A 17325-nucleotide genomic window follows, 5' to 3' on the forward strand; every position below is an offset into this window, starting at 1 on the left:
ATTAGATTATTAATAATTGTTTTAAAATTCTGTTGCAAATATATAATGGTATAACAAAGATATTTATAATAAATGTTTCATATCAGACAAAAAATGTTTCATGTATCATTTTTACATGACTATGAAACATTTTTTTAATTAGCTTTTAAGACTTATTTTTTCAAGCCATTGACTCTCAATAGATTATAAATAACATATAAATATCTGTCATCCAATCTAAAAAAAGGCTCCGTATGTTATAATAATCTTGTTATTATATTAATCATTTGAATTAACTTTGCAGCGCATTTGATTCCTTAAAAAAAAATGAGACTTAACAGAAAAATTACAGAATTAGGAACAACTCCTGAGCAATTGCCTATATTATGGTACTTGCTGAAATGGACAATTATAGGTGCGGTAGCCGGCGCACTGATAGGATCGGCATCAGCCTTGCTGTTGGCATCACTTAACTGGGCGACCGATTATCGTGAGAATAATCTGTGGATTATTGCCTTACTGCCATTAGGGGGTCTGGCTATAGGACTGATGTACCACTATTGGGCAGGTACGGCAGCCAAAGGCAATAATTTCCTGATAGAGGAGATACGTTCGTCAAAAAATATCATTCCTTTCAGAATGACGCCACTGGTATATGTAGGTACAGTACTTACACACTTGTTCGGAGGTTCTGCCGGACGTGAAGGTACGGGAGTACAAATGGGTGGAGCAATAGCCGATTTCATGTCAAGACTGCTGAAAATGCATCCATACGACAGAAAGATAATGATACAGATAGGAATAGGAGCCGGATTTGCTTCAATCTTCGGTACCCCATTGGCAGGAGCAGTTTTCGCTCTTGAAGTAATAATTGTGGGAAGACTGAGATATGATGCCATACTTCCGGTTTTCCTGTCGGCCTTCTTTGCTAATTTAACATGTCATGCCTGGGGAATAGCACATACTCATTACGTCATCAGCTACACACCGGACATAAACATACAGACGTTATTGATTGTACTTGTGGCAAGTATCCTTTTCGGACTGGCATCCATGACATTCTCACGTTTCATAGAGATATGGGGTGGTCTGGCTAAAAAATTTATAAGTTATCCACCGCTGCGCCCATTTATAGGCGGTATTTTCATTGCCTTGAGTGTTTATCTGTTGGGAACTACCAAATATATAGGTCTGGGCGTACCCACAATAGTAGCTTCATTCAGCGAAGTGCAGATGTGGTATGACTTTCTTCTGAAAATACTTCTCACCACGTTCACCATCGGAGTAGGATTCAAGGGCGGAGAGGTTACTCCATTGTTCTTCGTAGGTGCCACTTTGGGTAGTGCATTATCTGCCGTACTTCCATTGGATGTTTCATTGTTGGCAGGTTTGGGCTTCGTGGCTGTATTTGCAGGCGCCACCAACACTCCAATTGCATGTACTCTGATGGGTATAGAGCTGTTTGGTGCTGATGCAGCTGTTTACATAGGTATAGCATGTGTAACTGCATATATGTTCTCCGGACATACAGGTATCTACACATCACAAGTTATAGGAAGTCCGAAACATATCATTTTCTGGAAAAAGAAAAAAGGAAAGATGTTGGACTGATACTGTTTTTTCAAAGAAATCCTTGATTTTTATCAACAAAGTCTTTAATTTTGAGGATATAAGCAACAAAACTGTTATTTCTGTTGTTTAATATCATTAAAGAACAAAGACATTCACAGTTTATGAAAAAACAGATTCTTACAACCGGAAGATCAATTAAATTAATGTGTATCGCCGCTACCATTGCAGCAGTAGGCACAAATACGGCTAATGCATGTACGGGCATCACACTTACAGCCAAAGACAGTACAAAAATCCTTGCTAGAACAATTGAATGGGGAGGAAGCGACCTTAACAGCCAATACGTGATAGTTCCTCAAGGCTATACAGCACAATCATACATACCAGGCGGTATTGACGGTATGAAATTCACTTCGAAATACGGATACGTAGGTCTGGCTGTAGAGCAAAAGGAATTCATTGCCGAAGGGCTCAACGAAAAAGGGCTTTCAGCAGGCTTATTCTATTTTCCACGATATGGTAAATATGAGGATTATAATGCAGCATATAAAGAAGAAAGTATAGCCGACCTTCAGCTCGTGTCATGGATTCTCGGTGAATGTAAAAACGTGGAAGAAGTTAAAGACGCAATTAGCAAAGTCCATGTTATAGCCATTGATCCAAGAGCCTCGACTGTACATTGGAGATTTGCCGACACAACAGGAAGACAGATAGTGCTTGAAATAATAGACGGAAAGCCTGTGTTCTATGAAAACAAGCTTGGTGTGCTCACAAATTCACCCGATTTCAATTGGCAGATGACAAATCTGAACAATTATGTTAATCTCTTCCCGGGCTCGGCTCCTTCGCAAAAACTTGGAGAAACAGAGTTGTCACAGTTCGGTGCCGGAAGTGGTTTCCTAGGAATACCTGGAGATGTCACTCCCCCATCACGATTTGTAAGGGCTGCATTCTATCAGGCTACGGCACCAGTACAGGAAACTTCGGAAGAAACTGTTCTGCAGGGATTTCAGATATTAAATAATTTCGATATTCCGGTAGGAATAGAATTTGCGAAAGGACAGGTTCCGGTAAACATCCCGAGTGCTACACAATGGACATCGGCTACCGACATGAACAATCTGAAGATTTACTTCCGAACAATGTATAACAGTGCTATAAGAAGTATTAATCTGAAAGATATTGATTTCAAGAAAGTGAAATATCGTGCTGTACCAATGGATACAGAAAAAAAACAGCCAGTATTCAATATAAAAATCAAATAGAAAAAAAACGGATTGCCCCGAAAAGAGGCAATCCGTTTATATATTGTAAAATTGCTTATCAGAACAATTTAGAAGGATATTCACCTGCATCTACCAATGCCTGCAATTTTTCAACTACACTAGGACGGTCTGCTGCATATGTTACACCGAACCATTTAGATGTAGTATCAAGAACCTTAACATTAGCAGTCTTTTCATTGATAAGTTTATTAACCATCAATGGAATAAAATACTCAGCCTTAAGGTTTTCCTTATTTGCATCAAGGAATTCAGTGAAATAATCTTCAGAGTATTTAAAGTAATCAGGAGTGAATCCCCACATATTCATAGAAACAGGTGTATTGTCATCAAGACCTACCCATTCACCATTTTCGTCCTTATAGCTTACAACACCATTTACACGCATGATTTCAGTACGTTCAACTACAGTAGTCAGATTACCCTCTTCGTTGGCAGAACAAACGCCACGTGCAACAGAACCACTTTCAGATAAAGTATTGCCTATGCGGAAACCTACCATGCAATAGTCGTTCTTTGAACCCTCAGGAAGTTCAGACAAATATTTGCCCAATACGGCAAAACTGTCTCTTCCATAGAAATCATCTGCATTGATTACCGCAAACGGTTCTTTGATAACATCCTTACCCATAAGTACAGCATGGTTAGTACCCCATGGCTTAACACGGCCTTCCGGACAAGTATATCCGGCTGGAAGATTATCCAAAGCCTGGAAGACAACTTCTACAGGGATATGATTTTCATATTTGCTGAGAACGATTTTACGGAAGTCATCTTCAAAATCTTTACGGATTACAAATACTATTTTACCAAATCCACCACGGATAGCGTCATAAATAGAATAATCCATGATTGTTTCACCGCTTGGTCCGACTCCGTCAAGCTGTTTAAGACCGCCGTAACGGCTTCCCATACCGGCTGCCAATACAAATAATGTTGGTTTCATAAGTTTTATTTTTAGTTAGTAACTATGCAAAGATAGACATTTATTATTAATCACGTACTTCTTGAACAAATTATATTAATTAGTAGTTATTTTTTTAGTATATTCGCATCACAAACTGTCATTAACATGAAGAAATTTTTAAAATGGTGTGGAATAATAATATCTATTCCATTTGCTTTATTTATAATTATATCAATATTAATCTATATACCGCCTATACAGAACTTTGCTGTAAGAAAGGCGGCATCAATCGCTTCTGATGCTACAGGTATGGACATCAGTGTAGGAAGAATTTCACTTTCTTTTCCTTTGAATCTGGGAATCCATAATGTGACTGCCATACAGGAAAACGACACTCTTCTAAGTGCCGAGAAAATGACTTTAAAGGTTCAGATGAAACCTTTGTTCAGAAAACAGATTGAAGTTGATGCTTTAAAGCTGGAGAGTGTAAGCGTCAACACAAAGGACATGATTGAAGGATTCATGATGAAAGGCAAGCTGGGAGAGCTTTATCTGGAATCGCACGGAGTCGCCTTATCACCGGAAACGGCAACAATCAACTCCTTTATAATAAAGGATACACATGTGGATATAAGCATAGCCGATACAACTGCCACAGATACAACTGCCAGCGAGCCTCTGTATTGGAAATTCATGCTGCAAAAGGCCAATTTTGAGAATGTAGCCGTAAATCTCAGTATGCCATTAGACAGTATGGACATGGGAATAAACATTGGTTCTGCTGTACTGACAGAGGGTATTGTAGATTTAAAGAAAGAGGCTTATTCTTTGCAAAAATTCAAAATCAGCAATTCATCAGCACAATATATTATTGGGGAAAAACAGCAGACTGAAGGTTTCAACCCGTCATTTATATCTCTTGCCGGATTAAATATAGACCTGAGTTCTATATATTATTGTGGTAATGCAGTAAATGCCGAGATCAAAGATTTCAAGATGAAAGAACATTCAGGACTGGAAATCACATCTGCAGGAGGAAAAATTACAGCCAATGATGAAAAAATTGAAATTTCCGGACTGGAACTGAGAACCACAGATTCGTACTTTTCTGTACAGGCAAATGCTGACTGGAACATCTCACAGATCAACAACGACGGCAGCATATCAGCCAGAATAATGGCAGACATCGGAAAGAATGACCTGTTCAGGTTCGTTACAGATATGCCTGAAGATTTAAAGAAAGATTTTCCTGCAGAACCAATACAGATAAGAGCCGGTATTGACGGAAGCATAAACGAAATGAAAATTACTGCCGTAAGCGCAGAAATACCGGAACATGTTAAATTCACAGCAGGAGGATATGTGAATGATTTACCGGACAGTACAAAAATGTCTGCACATTTGGATATGGATGCTGTATTCCCTGACATGGCTTTTGCTAAATATTTTATTGGAACTGCAGTCATCCCATCGGATATGGTCTTAAAAGGAAGTGCCGATATAAGGAACGACAGCATAAGCGCATTATTAGGATTGACACAAGGTGAAGGTGCGATAAATCTCAACGCCGGCTTCATTCCAAAAACAGAATCATTCTTCGCTAAAATGGATATCAACGAACTGAATATCCATAACTTCATGCCGTCGGATTCACTGTTCAGAGTGACAGCTTCACTTATGGCGGAAGGAAAAGGTTTCGATATATTCTCGCCAAATACAAAAATGGAAATGGAAGCGGGTATATCATGCTTTGAATATGCCAGCTATTCTTTTTCCGGAATAAACATGAAAGCCGGACTGGAAAACTGTAAGTCGTCTGTAGCATTAAATATCAACGACAACATCATGGAAATAGGTTCCACACTGAATGCTGATATTTCCGCAAAAGAAATAGCGGCCCAAATGCGCACAGATATCAAACGTCTTGACTTGCATGGATTGGGACTTATTGCACAACCGTTCAAGATAGGACAAATAATAGACATTGATGCACATACAGATATGAATAACAGGCATCGTGCAAAAGTGTCTATAAACAACATCAAACTTATGACCGAAAAAAAGACTTTCAAAACGAAAGATCTGAACTTCGGTGTCAGTATGACAGAGGACTCCCTACGTACTTATATAAACTCGGGTGACATGACCATGCTGCTGCGTACAACGGGAGGAATAGATAAAGTTACGGAAAAAATAAGCAAGATTTCCGAACTGGCAGCCAAACAGTGGGAAAACAAGTTGATGGATTTTGAAGCATTGCGTACATTGTTGCCGGAAACATCGTTCAGGCTTTTTGCAGGCGACGACAATCCGTTTGCAAATACCCTGGAAATGAGGAATATCGGATTCAAGAGACTTTATGCATCGCTAAATACATCCGAAAATAGCGGTATTAACAGTTCGGCATATCTCTATGGTCTGCATACGGACAGTCTGAGACTGGACACAATAACTTTCCGTGCTTCACAAGATTCTACAGGAATAATAATAGCTGGTGGAGTGAAAGCCAACCAGACGAAGCAACAGGAAGCTTTCAGTATAGCGTTGGATGGAGGTATATTCAACGAAAATGCACACATGCTTGTGAAATATGATAATGCACAGCAGCAAACAGGGGCACTGATCGGTATGAAGGCTGTACTTAGAGACAAAGGTATAAGCCTGCATATGTTGCCGGAAAATCCTATTCTGGTATATAGAAAATTCCATTTGAACGATGAAAACTATATTTTCCTGAGCGACAAAGGAAGGATACATGCAAATATGCGTCTGAACGATGATAATGGAACCGGATTGCAGATTTACTCTGTTCCAGATTCTACCGTGCTGCAAGACGTAACTGTAAACATAAACAAACTTGATATCGGTGAATTCAGACGTATCATTCCATACATGCCACCTGTAGAAGGTATAATTAATGCTGAAGCACATTACGTACAGCAGAAGGAGGATATGTTCATGACAGCATTCGAAACAGATGTGAACAGACTTGCCTACGGAGGAAAGCCGCTTGGCAACTGGACTATGAGTGCTGTATATCTGCCTATGGAGAACAGTGGTCATCATGTGGATGGATACATAACACATAATGGAAACACTCTGGCAGAAATCAACGGACAGTACAATACACCGCTTACTGAAGAGGAAGAAGACAAGGTAAACGCACACCTGTCGATATACCGTTTTCCACTGGCACTGGCTGGAGCATTTGTTCCGGAAGAAATGGCACAGTTGAAAGGGTATGCAGGAGCAGACATATCTTTAAGCGGGTCAACATCAGCACCAGTCATAGATGGAAGTGTCACAACCGACAGCGTAAACGTGTTCATTCCTATGACATCAATGAACCTTAGATTTGAAAACAAGCCTATTACGGTAAAGAACAACAAGCTGATGTTTGACAAATATAGCATATTCTCAAGAGGCAAAAATCCGTATATAATAGACGGTAGTGTTGATTTTGCCAATATGGAGAATATGTATATGGATTTGAAAATGACTGCCAGAAACTTTGAGGTATTCAATTCAAAGAAAAACCGTACTTCAATGGTTTACGGGAAAATGTATATTGACCTCAACACTACCATAAAGGGTACACCTGACGCCATTTCGGTTAAAGGTAATGCCAATATTTTGGGTAGCAGTGATTTCACATACATACTCCGCGAATCGCCTCTGACGGTGGAAGACCGACTGGCTGAGACAGTAACATTCGTAAACTTTGCAGATACAGCCTCCGCACGCAGAAAACCGCTTCAGGAAATGCGCCCAGGCGGTATAGACATGCTTGTCAACCTGCATATTGACCAGGCTGTACAATGCCGTGTCGATATTAACGAGAGCGGTTCCAACTATATGGAAGTGGAAGGTGGAGGAGATTTGGCATTCCAATATACTCCCGACGGAAACATGTTGTTGAACGGACGTTACCAGCTGATGAGCGGAGAAATGAAATATGAAATGCCAGTCATACCGCTTAAGACATTTAAAATACGCGAAGGAAGCTACATTGAATGGACCGGAAACGTAATGGACCCGAAACTGAATATCCAGGCGTACGAGAGGACAAGAGCTTCAGTAACTCAGGAAGGCCAGGCTGCAAGAATGGTAAGTTTTGATGTGGGCGTAAGTATCACCAACAGGCTGAACGACCTGGGATTTGAGTTTACAATCGAAGCTCCTGAAGACGGTTCAATGCAAAATGAACTGGCAGCAATGTCAGCGTCACAGAAGAATAAGGCTGCGGTTACAATGCTCGTAACAGGTATGTATATTTCAGACAGTTCGACAGCTAAACTAGATGCCAACAGTGCGCTTAACTCATATCTGCAAGGACAAATAAACAGCATTGCAGGAAATGCCCTAAAGACAATTGACCTTAGTGTGGGTATGGAAACAACAAATGCGACAGAGACAGGCGACACACGTACAGATTATAATTTCCAGTTTGCAAAACGTTTCTGGAACAACCGTGTGCGTGTAGTAATCGGTGGAAAAATTTCCACAGGAAATGCTGCAGTGAGAGACGAATCATTTATCGACAATATATCATTGGAATACAGACTGGACAATAGCGGTACCAGATATGTCAAACTTTTCCACGACAAAAAATATGCAAATGTCCTTGAAGGAGAAGTGACAGAAACAGGAGCCGGTATCGTTCTTAAAAAGAAAGTGAGCCGTATAAAGGACTTGTTTATATTCCAAAGAAAGAAAAAGAAGATTAATGAAACAGAGGAAAAAGGAAATGAAAATGAGAATAAATAACATAGTTGTGGCATTAATAGCCGTTTTAGGCTTTGCAGGATGTTCCACCACAAAAAATCTTCCTGAAGGCGAAACTCTTTATACCGGTATAAAGAGAATAGAAATAAACGAGAAAGACGAAAGCGCCAATGGAGAAAAGACTATTGAGGAGGTGACAGCCGCAGTAAGCGTTGCACCTAACAATTCTTTCCTTGGAAGTGCTAAATACCGAATTCCCATTCCTTTCGGATTATGGATATACAATAATTTCCAGAAATACGAAAAAGGGCTGGGAAGATGGATATTCCGTAAAATGGCTGCCACTCCTGTCACAGTATCGTCTGTAAACCCTGACACACGAGTAAAAATTGCATCCAATCTGCTTAAAGATTACGGATATTTCAACGGCAATGTGACTTACACTGTAGATAGCACCCGTAACCCAAGAGCCGTAAAACTGAGTTACCAGATTGATATGGGAAAACCATATTACATTGATACCGTACTGTACGAAGGTTTCACAGGACGTGCCGACTCGCTTATCAGAAAACACTTTGATGAAAGACTGATACACAGAAATGACAATTTTGACGTTACACGTCTGAACGAGGAACGCGAAAGGCTTGTTACATTATTCAAGAATAACGGGTATTATTTCTTCCGCAGCGAATATATCACATTTTTGGCAGATACACTTATGCGCCCCGGATATATCAATCTGAAGATTATACCAAAGAGCAACACACCTAAAGAAGCCAAGACAAAATATATAATAGGAAAAACCGATATTAATCTGATTGGATACAACGGAGAACAGCCTGACGATTCAATTTGTGCTAGAGACTTCACCGTACATTATTTTGGTGAAAAGCCGGAACTAAGATACGGCGTTTTAAGGAAAAGATTCCTTTACAGAAGTGGTGAGACCTACTCGCAACTCAGGATGAACTATACCCAGGAAGCACTTGCCAGACTAGGCGTATTCAAGTTCAACGAGTTTCAATATACGCCACGTAACGGATCGGACACACTGGACATAAAAGTGAATTCGATGTTTGATCTACCATACGACAGTGAACTGGAATTCAACCTGACGACCAAAGACACGAAACAGACAGGTCCGGGAGCCAAATTTAATCTTTCCAGAAAGAACTTCATGCGTATGGGAGCATCATTGAATCTGGAATTGAAAGGTTCGTATGAATGGCAGACAAGCTCTACCGTTGACGGACGCAGTTCTGTGATGAATTCATACGAACTGGGAGCTGCTCTGTCATTGGATTTTCCACGTCTTATCCTTCCATGGATAAAAAACAGGATAGATCCGTTCCGTTTCCCTTCAAATACCAACTTCAAGGTTTATGCCGAGCAGATTAACCGAGCTCGATATTTCAAGATGTTGTCATTCGGTGGAACCGTATCGTACAGTTTCCAGCCTAAAAGGAGTATAAAGCATTCTGTAACTCCTTTGAATCTGGCATTCAATACGCTGCAAAACAGTACGGATGAATTCAATCAGATAGCTGCACAGAACCCGATGCTGTTCTACAGTTTGAGTGACCAGTTCATCCCGTCGCAATCATATACTCTGACATACGACAACTCATTCCGCAAACGTAAGAACCGCTTGTGGTGGGAAAACTCGCTTACCAGTGCAGGTAACGTGACATCACTGATTTATGCGGCTTTCGGACAGAAGTTTACAGAGAAAGACAAGAAACTTCTTGGTACACCGTTCGCACAATTCCTGAAATACTCGTCGGAAGTAAGAAATACAATTTGGTTCAACGACATGCATCATCTGGCATTCAGAGCTATGGGAGGAATAATTTGGTCGTACGGTAATAAGACGATAGCACCATATACGGAACAATTCTATGTAGGAGGAGCCAACAGCATACGTGCATTTACCATACGTTCAATAGGTCCGGGCAGGTATCGTCCTTCGGAAAGCAACACATATTCATACGTCGATCAGACCGGTGATATAAAACTTGAAGCCAATATGGAGTACCGTTTCAGAATATTGTCTAAATTTGCAGGCGGAAACCTGAACGGTGCGGTCTTCCTGGATGCCGGTAACGTATGGCTACTAAGGGAAGATTCTGCACGACCGGATGCACAATTCACATTCAATCATTTCTTCGACAGTATAGCCCTAGGTACAGGTGCCGGAATAAGATATGACCTTGACTTTCTGGTTCTACGCTTAGATCTAGGTATTGCCCTCCACGTGCCATACGATACAGGGAAGAAGGGATATTATAATATTCCACGATTTAAAGACGGAATGGGACTGCATTTTGCAATAGGTTATCCGTTCTAAAAAATTAATGACTAAAATTTAAGACCATGACAAGAACTTTCATCACTATAATGATTGCCATCTTCATGACGGCATGTGCAGGAAACAGCAAATCAGAAAAAAAGATAAATATGGAAAATGTAAAGGAAACATTAGTATGCCTGGAAACTACTATGGGCAACATCACAGTGAAACTGTATGACGAGACTCCAAAACACAAGGAAAACTTTATCAAACTGGTGAAAGAAGGTACATACGACAGTACACTGTTTCATCGTGTCATAAAGGATTTTATGATTCAGGCAGGCGATCCGCTTAGTAAAAATGCTACTGACACAACAACACTGGGAAGCGGTGATGTAGGCTACACTATCCCTGCAGAATTCAACAAAAACCTTTTCCACAAAAGAGGCGCCCTTGCAGCAGCACGCCAAGGCGATGAAGTGAACCCGGAAAGAGAATCATCAGGATGTCAGTTCTATATAGTGACAGGAAGAAAATTCAGCGAGGCACAAATGATAAATATGGAAAACCATATGAACGAAGCCCGCCTGGAAGAAGTATTCAATAATCTGGCACGCAAACACATGAAAGAAATATACAAGATGCGTAAAGCAGGCGATACTGAAGGGTTGCTTGAACTTCAGGACTCTCTCGAATCGCAAGCACGAAACATCGTTGATAAAGAACCTGCACTGAGATATACCAAAGAACAGAAACAGGCTTATACCACAATAGGCGGTGCACCTCATCTGGACGGAGCATATACTGTATTCGGTGAAGTCATTGACGGAATGGATGTTGTAGAAAAGATTGAGCAGGTAGGAACAAACCGTGCCGACCGTCCGAAAGTAGATATCCGTATCCTTAAAGCTACAGTGATTAATTAAACAGACATGATAACTGTAAACCGTCATATACTTGAAAATGGACTGCGCATTGTACACAGTGAAGATACCACTACACAAATGGTGGCACTGAACCTTCTGTACGATGTGGGAGCAAGAGACGAACACCCTGAACATACGGGGTTTGCTCATCTGTTTGAACATCTTATGTTCGGAGGTTCAATAAATATTCCTGATTACGACACTCCTGTACAGAATGCCGGAGGGGAGAACAATGCGTGGACCAACAACGATATAACCAACTATTATATTACTCTGCCTTGCAACAATGCGGAAATAGGTTTCTGGCTGGAAAGCGACAGAATGCTGTCGCTTGACTTCAATGAAAAAAGCCTTGAGATACAAAAGAATGTGGTGACAGAGGAGTTCAAACAAAGAAACCTGAACCAGCCATATGGTGATGTGTCGCACATTCTGAGGGAGATGGCATACAAGACACACCCCTACCGCTGGCCTACAATAGGAAAAGAAATAAGCCATATAATGAATGCTACACTGGAAGAGGTGAAAGACTTCTTCTATAGCTTCTATGCACCAAATAATGCAATACTGGCGGTCAGCGGAAATATCACGTTCGAAGAGACCAAACGCCTTGCCGCAAAATGGTTCGGAGATATACCTGCCAGAGACATCAAACCAAGAGAACTGCCACAGGAAGAGCCTCAGACAGAAGAACATCGCGTCACTGTATTCCGTGATGTTCCAGTGGATACACTCTACATGGCTTTCCATATCTGCGGAAGAAGAGACAGTAGTTATCATACATTCGACATCATATCTGACATTCTTTGTAACGGACGTTCGTCACGTCTCATTCAAAGACTGGTAATTGAAAAGAAGATATTCAGTTCTATAGATGCCTATATTTCCGGAAGCATAGACAGCGGACTTTTCCATATTACAGGAAAGCCATGCGACGGCATCAGTCTGGAAGAAGCGGAGAAAGCCGTTTGGGAAGAGCTTGAGGATCTGAAAAATCATCCCGTAGAAGAATTAGAGTTGGAGAAAGTAAAAAACAGATACGAGAGCGAGCAGATTTTCAGCAATATAAATTATCTGAACGTAGCAACAAATCTGGCTTTTTTTGAACTTATAGGCAAAGCGGAAGACATCAATGATGAAGTAAGGAAGTACCGTTCCGTATCGTCCGAACAAATAACCGAGATGGCAAGAAAGTGCTTCATCAATACTAACAGCAATATTTTATATTACAAAAAAGCATCAGGCGAAATAGAATGAAACAACACTACCGTACCCTTCTGGCACTGGGAATCCCTATAGTTATCGGACAAATAGGAGTTATAATACTGGGATTTGCCGATACACTGATGATTGGTCATCACAGCACTACAGAACTGGCTGCAGCAAGTTTTGTCAATAATATGTTCAACCTGGCAATAATCTTCAGTACAGGTTTTTCGTACGGGCTTACTCCTATTGTGGGTAGCCTGTTCGGACGCGGCATGCGCAGTGACGTAGGCCGTGCATTAAAGAACAGTCTTGCAGCCAATACACTGCTTGCCGTACTTGTGTGTGGAGTTATGGCATGTGTTTATGCAGCCATTCCACGAATGGGACAACCGGAAGAACTGATTCCGTACATCCGCCCATATTTCCTGATTCTGCTTGCCTCAATACCTTTTGTCTTATGGTTCAACGGTTTCAAACAATTTGCCGATGGAATAACAGATACCAAGGTTTCGATGTGGATTCTTTTGGGTGGAAATGTACTTAATATCATAGGTAATTATATCCTTATATACGGTAAACTGGGATTCCCTGAAATGGGACTCTCAGGAGCAGGTATTTCTACTCTCACATCAAGAATCCTGATGGTAATAGCTTTCGTCACGCTGTTCTTCATGACCGACCGCTACAAAGAGTTCAAGGAAGGATTCAAACGCGGAAGAATAAATAAAGCGGAATTTGCCCACCTTAATAAACTGGGATGGCCTATAGCCGGACAGATGGGAATGGAAACAGCGTCATTCAGCCTCAGCGCCATCATGATAGGATGGTTGGGAAGTATGGAGCTGGCATCGTATCAGATTATGATGGCCGTATCGCAAGTATGTTTCATGATGTATTATGGCATGGGAGCTGCAGTTTCAGTAAGGATAAGTAATTTCCACGGACAAGGAGATATGGAAAACGTACGCCGTACGGCAAATCACGGTTTCCACATTATACTGGTAATGCTACTTATGACCGGTATCCCTATATTTTTATTAAGGGAACACATCGGAGGCTGGTTTACAGACAGTGAAGAAGTAAGCCAGATGGTAGCAAGCGTCATTTATCCGTTCCTGCTCTACCAGTTTGGAGATGCACTACAGATAAACTTCGCAAATTCATTGCGTGGTATAGCAGATGTAAAACCTATGCTCCTGTATGCATTCATAGCCTACTTCGTAATCTCTCTGCCTGCCGGATATATTTTCGGTTTTGTTCTAGATGGAGGACTAACAGGAGTATGGATGGCATTTCCTTTCGGACTGACCAGCGCAGGCATCATGTACTGGCTACGTTTCAGGAAAAAAACTACGATTGCTTAATAGTTGTTAGTTGTTGGTTGTTTGTTTTTAGTTTCCAGCCGCATGACTCTAACAACTAACAACTGAAAACTCATAACTTTTAATTATTAATTCTTAATTACCCCATGTTTTCCACCAAGACCAAACTGGCATTCGGATATATCATCCTGATTATCCTACTCTTAGGAGCCATAGGATATGTATATAAGCAGATGAACCTCCTTACGCAACCTACCGGACTGGAGGAAAGCATTTATAACCGCCGCCGTACGACACACAATATCATAAGCCGGTTATACGAGACTGAAGTTATAGGTCAGGCACTCCGTACTGGAAGCTCGGATGAAATCTGGCTTTACACCAAAGCCATGAAAAAAGTACATCTTTCGCTTGACACTCTTAGAAACCAGCTAACCGACACTGTACAACAGGCACGTATTGACACTGTAAACATGCTCTTACGCGACAAGGAGCGTAACATGCTGGCTGTGTTGGAGGCCATGAGCACTACTCCAACCGACATTATCTACAGAAAGCAACTTGACAGCCTTCTGCACGAACATGATTCTCTCATTACAGAAAGTCATGTACGCCGTCGTGTGGTGACACATCACAACACATATACAATTCATCATGAGCCTAAAAGTTTCTTCCGACGCCTGGCAGATGTTTTCTCTCCAGGTAAAGCAGACTCTACGGAAGTGAGCAATGTAGTTGAGGAAGTATTCACCGACACAATTGATCAGGTATTCAGTCCGATAGACACCATTGCATCAATGCTGTCCGGAATACAAGACAAGGTATTCCAAACACGTCAGGATGAGCTTCGTACTCTAAGTTACAGAATAAACCGTCTGAAAATAGCAGGAAGCCACCTAAGCCGACGTGTAAACCAACTGCTTGAAAGCATAGAACAAGACGAACAGGAAGCTTTGGCAGCACGTATGTATCACGAACAGTCCATACGCCGCGATGCAGCTCTGGCAATGGCAGGCATATCCGTTGCTGCAATAATACTCGTTCTGGTATTCTTCACGATAATATGGAGAGACCTGACACGCAGCAATCACTATAGGAATGAATTGGAAAAGGCACGCGACTATGCCGAAAACCTGCTTATGGCACGCGAGAAACTGATGCTCACCATTACACACGACATAAAGGCTCCTGCAGGCTCGATAATAGGATATACAGACCTGCTGGAACGTCTTATAACAGACAAACGGCAGACATTCTATCTTAACAGTATGAAGAACTCTGCCCAACACCTTCTGGCCCTCGTTACGTCATTACTTGACTATCACCGCCTTGAAGCCGGAAAGATGGATCTTAATCCGGTAGCGTTCCGTCCATACAGACTGATGGAAGATATATACAACAGTTTCCTTCCACTGGCTGAGAAGAAAGGAATCACACTGTCATACGTTCCTGATTTACAGCAAGACCTTACACTTGAAGGTGATCCTTTCCGCATAAGACAAATAGTGGAAAACCTGTTGTCGAATGCCCTAAAATTCACAAACGAAGGCAGTATCACTTTAAAGGTTTCATATTCAGGTGTACGCCTGACATTCAGCGTAGAAGATACCGGCTGCGGTATGAGCAAGGCCGAGCAGGAAAAGATATTCACCGAGTTCACACGTCTGCCAGGAGCACAGGGACAGGAAGGATTCGGATTGGGACTTTCAATTACCCGCAAATTAGTTGAACTTCAGGACGGAGAAATAAATGTAGAGAGTACACCGGGACATGGCAGCTGTTTCAGTGTAATAATTCCATTGCCATCATACATTCACGAAAAGCCAGCAGAAGAAAAAGAAATTGAAAATCCTGTATCGTTCATCTCTGGGATACGCATTCTCATAATAGACGATGACCGCATCCAGCTTGGTCTGACACGTGACATGCTGTTAAGTCTTACCAACACAAGCAAGGATGCAATGCCTGATATTGTATGCTGTCAGCATCCGGAAGAAGTATTCGAACGTATCAGAAAAGAGAAATTTGACATTCTCTTCACTGATATCCAGATGCCAGCTATGGATGGTTTCAATCTTCTGGAAGCAATACGCGCACTTTCTTGCGAGCAAGCAAAAAACATCCCTGTAGTGGCAATCACCGCACGTGCCATTCCGGATGATGAAGGTTTCCGTGCAAGAGGTTTCGCAGCCGTACTACGTAAGCCATTCAGCCGCAAAGATATCATTAACGCAATAAGTCTGGCACTAAACAAGACATCTATTGATACGTCAGAAATCAGTGATTCAGCGAAGGAGTCTGTTTTACCTTCAGACAACATTCAGCCATATGAAGAAAGTATTACAGAAAATTCTTCCAGACAAACAACGTTCAATTTTTCACGTCTTACAGAATTTTCTATGGACGATGAAGAAGCCGCACGCTGCATACTCAATACGTTTGCTGAAGAGACACGTAAAAATATCATCAAGATGAATGAAGCCATTGACAGAGGAGACACCACAGGAATATGTGCCATAGCACATAAGATGCTCCCTACGTTTATTATGATAGAAGCACGCGAAGCAATTCCTGCCCTACAATGGCTTGACGAACATAAAAATAAAGGCACGGACCCTGCTACAGCAGAGGCCCATGCCCATACAGTGATACGTATTGCACAAGAGGCAATAGAGGTTATACAATCAGATAGTAAATAATAAATTCTATCTGATTATTTTCTTCTACATTCCGATTCGTTCATATACAGATATGACTTTTCATATCCTCCGAAATCCACAACGATTTTCTCCAGTACAACAGCAGGATCATGTGGCATAAAATCAAGCACATACATTCCATCATCCGATGTAGGGAGAGACAATGTCACCTCGTTTTCCACTACCCTACGGGCTACCGTCGGATAATATATTGTATATATGTTCTCAGGGTTTTCATTTAGATTAGCATTAAAGTTACCCCTTTCTGATTTTGACCCTCTGAAACCGATAGAATATTCATGGCGGATGAAAGCAAGGAAGGATTTTAGTATACCTATACTTAATTTATTCTTGAAGAATTCTTTTAATTATTACGATGTAAACACGTATAAATATGTTATATAGCATTTTAC

The 17325-nt window shown here is 41.2% G+C and carries 9 protein-coding genes and 1 pseudogene; 8 read left to right on the forward strand and 2 right to left on the reverse strand.

Annotation, left to right across the window (positions count from 1 at the left end):
• Positions 1–306: 306 nt before the first annotated feature.
• Positions 307–1590, forward strand: coding sequence for a voltage-gated chloride channel family protein (locus H6A61_RS13520; protein ID WP_204394364.1), 1284 nt, complete (start codon positions 307–309; stop codon positions 1588–1590).
• A 164-nt stretch (positions 1591–1754) separates the two neighbouring features.
• Positions 1755–2816 carry a linear amide C-N hydrolase gene (locus H6A61_RS13525; protein WP_204394379.1) on the forward strand — a complete coding sequence of 354 codons (1062 nt, stop codon included), beginning with the start codon at positions 1755–1757 and terminating at the stop codon, positions 2814–2816.
• Positions 2817–2874: 58 nt separating this feature from the next.
• On the opposite strand, the gene H6A61_RS13530 is transcribed toward H6A61_RS13525, so the two are convergent.
• The gene (locus H6A61_RS13530) at positions 2875–3780 is read right to left on the reverse strand and encodes a nucleotidyltransferase (RefSeq protein ID WP_154043382.1); all 906 of its coding nucleotides are present in this window, start codon (positions 3778–3780) and stop codon (positions 2875–2877) included.
• A gap of 126 nt (positions 3781–3906) precedes the next feature.
• Between H6A61_RS13530 and H6A61_RS13535 the strand changes: the two genes are divergently transcribed.
• From H6A61_RS13535 to H6A61_RS13560, 6 genes are all read left to right on the forward strand, one after another.
• A complete protein-coding gene (locus H6A61_RS13535; protein WP_204394373.1) occupies positions 3907–8508 on the forward strand; it encodes a translocation/assembly module TamB domain-containing protein in 4602 nt (1533 codons plus the stop codon).
• Positions 8489–10813 (forward strand): BamA/TamA family outer membrane protein, encoded by a 2325-nt coding sequence (locus tag H6A61_RS13540; RefSeq protein WP_239469226.1) that lies wholly within the window; start codon positions 8489–8491, stop codon positions 10811–10813. Before H6A61_RS13535 ends, H6A61_RS13540 begins: the two co-directional genes overlap by 20 nt.
• Before the next feature lie 26 nt (positions 10814–10839).
• Entirely contained in the window at positions 10840–11682 is an 843-nt protein-coding gene (locus H6A61_RS13545) for a peptidylprolyl isomerase (RefSeq protein WP_430746815.1), read from the forward strand.
• 6 nt (positions 11683–11688) lie between these two features.
• Entirely contained in the window at positions 11689–12939 is a 1251-nt protein-coding gene (locus H6A61_RS13550; protein ID WP_204394376.1) for a M16 family metallopeptidase, read from the forward strand.
• Positions 12936–14255 carry an MATE family efflux transporter gene (locus H6A61_RS13555; protein WP_204394377.1) on the forward strand — a complete coding sequence of 440 codons (1320 nt, stop codon included), beginning with the start codon at positions 12936–12938 and terminating at the stop codon, positions 14253–14255. The genes H6A61_RS13550 and H6A61_RS13555 overlap by 4 nt, the downstream gene beginning before the upstream one ends.
• A gap of 104 nt (positions 14256–14359) precedes the next feature.
• Complete coding sequence (locus H6A61_RS13560) at positions 14360–16912, forward strand: ATP-binding response regulator (protein ID WP_204394378.1); 2553 nt, start codon at positions 14360–14362, stop codon at positions 16910–16912.
• A 14-nt stretch (positions 16913–16926) separates the two neighbouring features.
• On the opposite strand, the pseudogene H6A61_RS13565 reads toward H6A61_RS13560, so the two are convergent.
• Positions 16927–17244: pseudogene (locus tag H6A61_RS13565) on the reverse strand (glycosyl hydrolase 115 family protein); the annotation flags it as partial.
• Between the last annotated feature and the right edge of the window lie 81 nt (positions 17245–17325).

It is taken from the genome of Bacteroides caecigallinarum, from assembly GCF_016901995.1.
Lineage (GTDB): Bacteria > Bacteroidota > Bacteroidia > Bacteroidales > Bacteroidaceae > Phocaeicola > Phocaeicola cellulolyticus.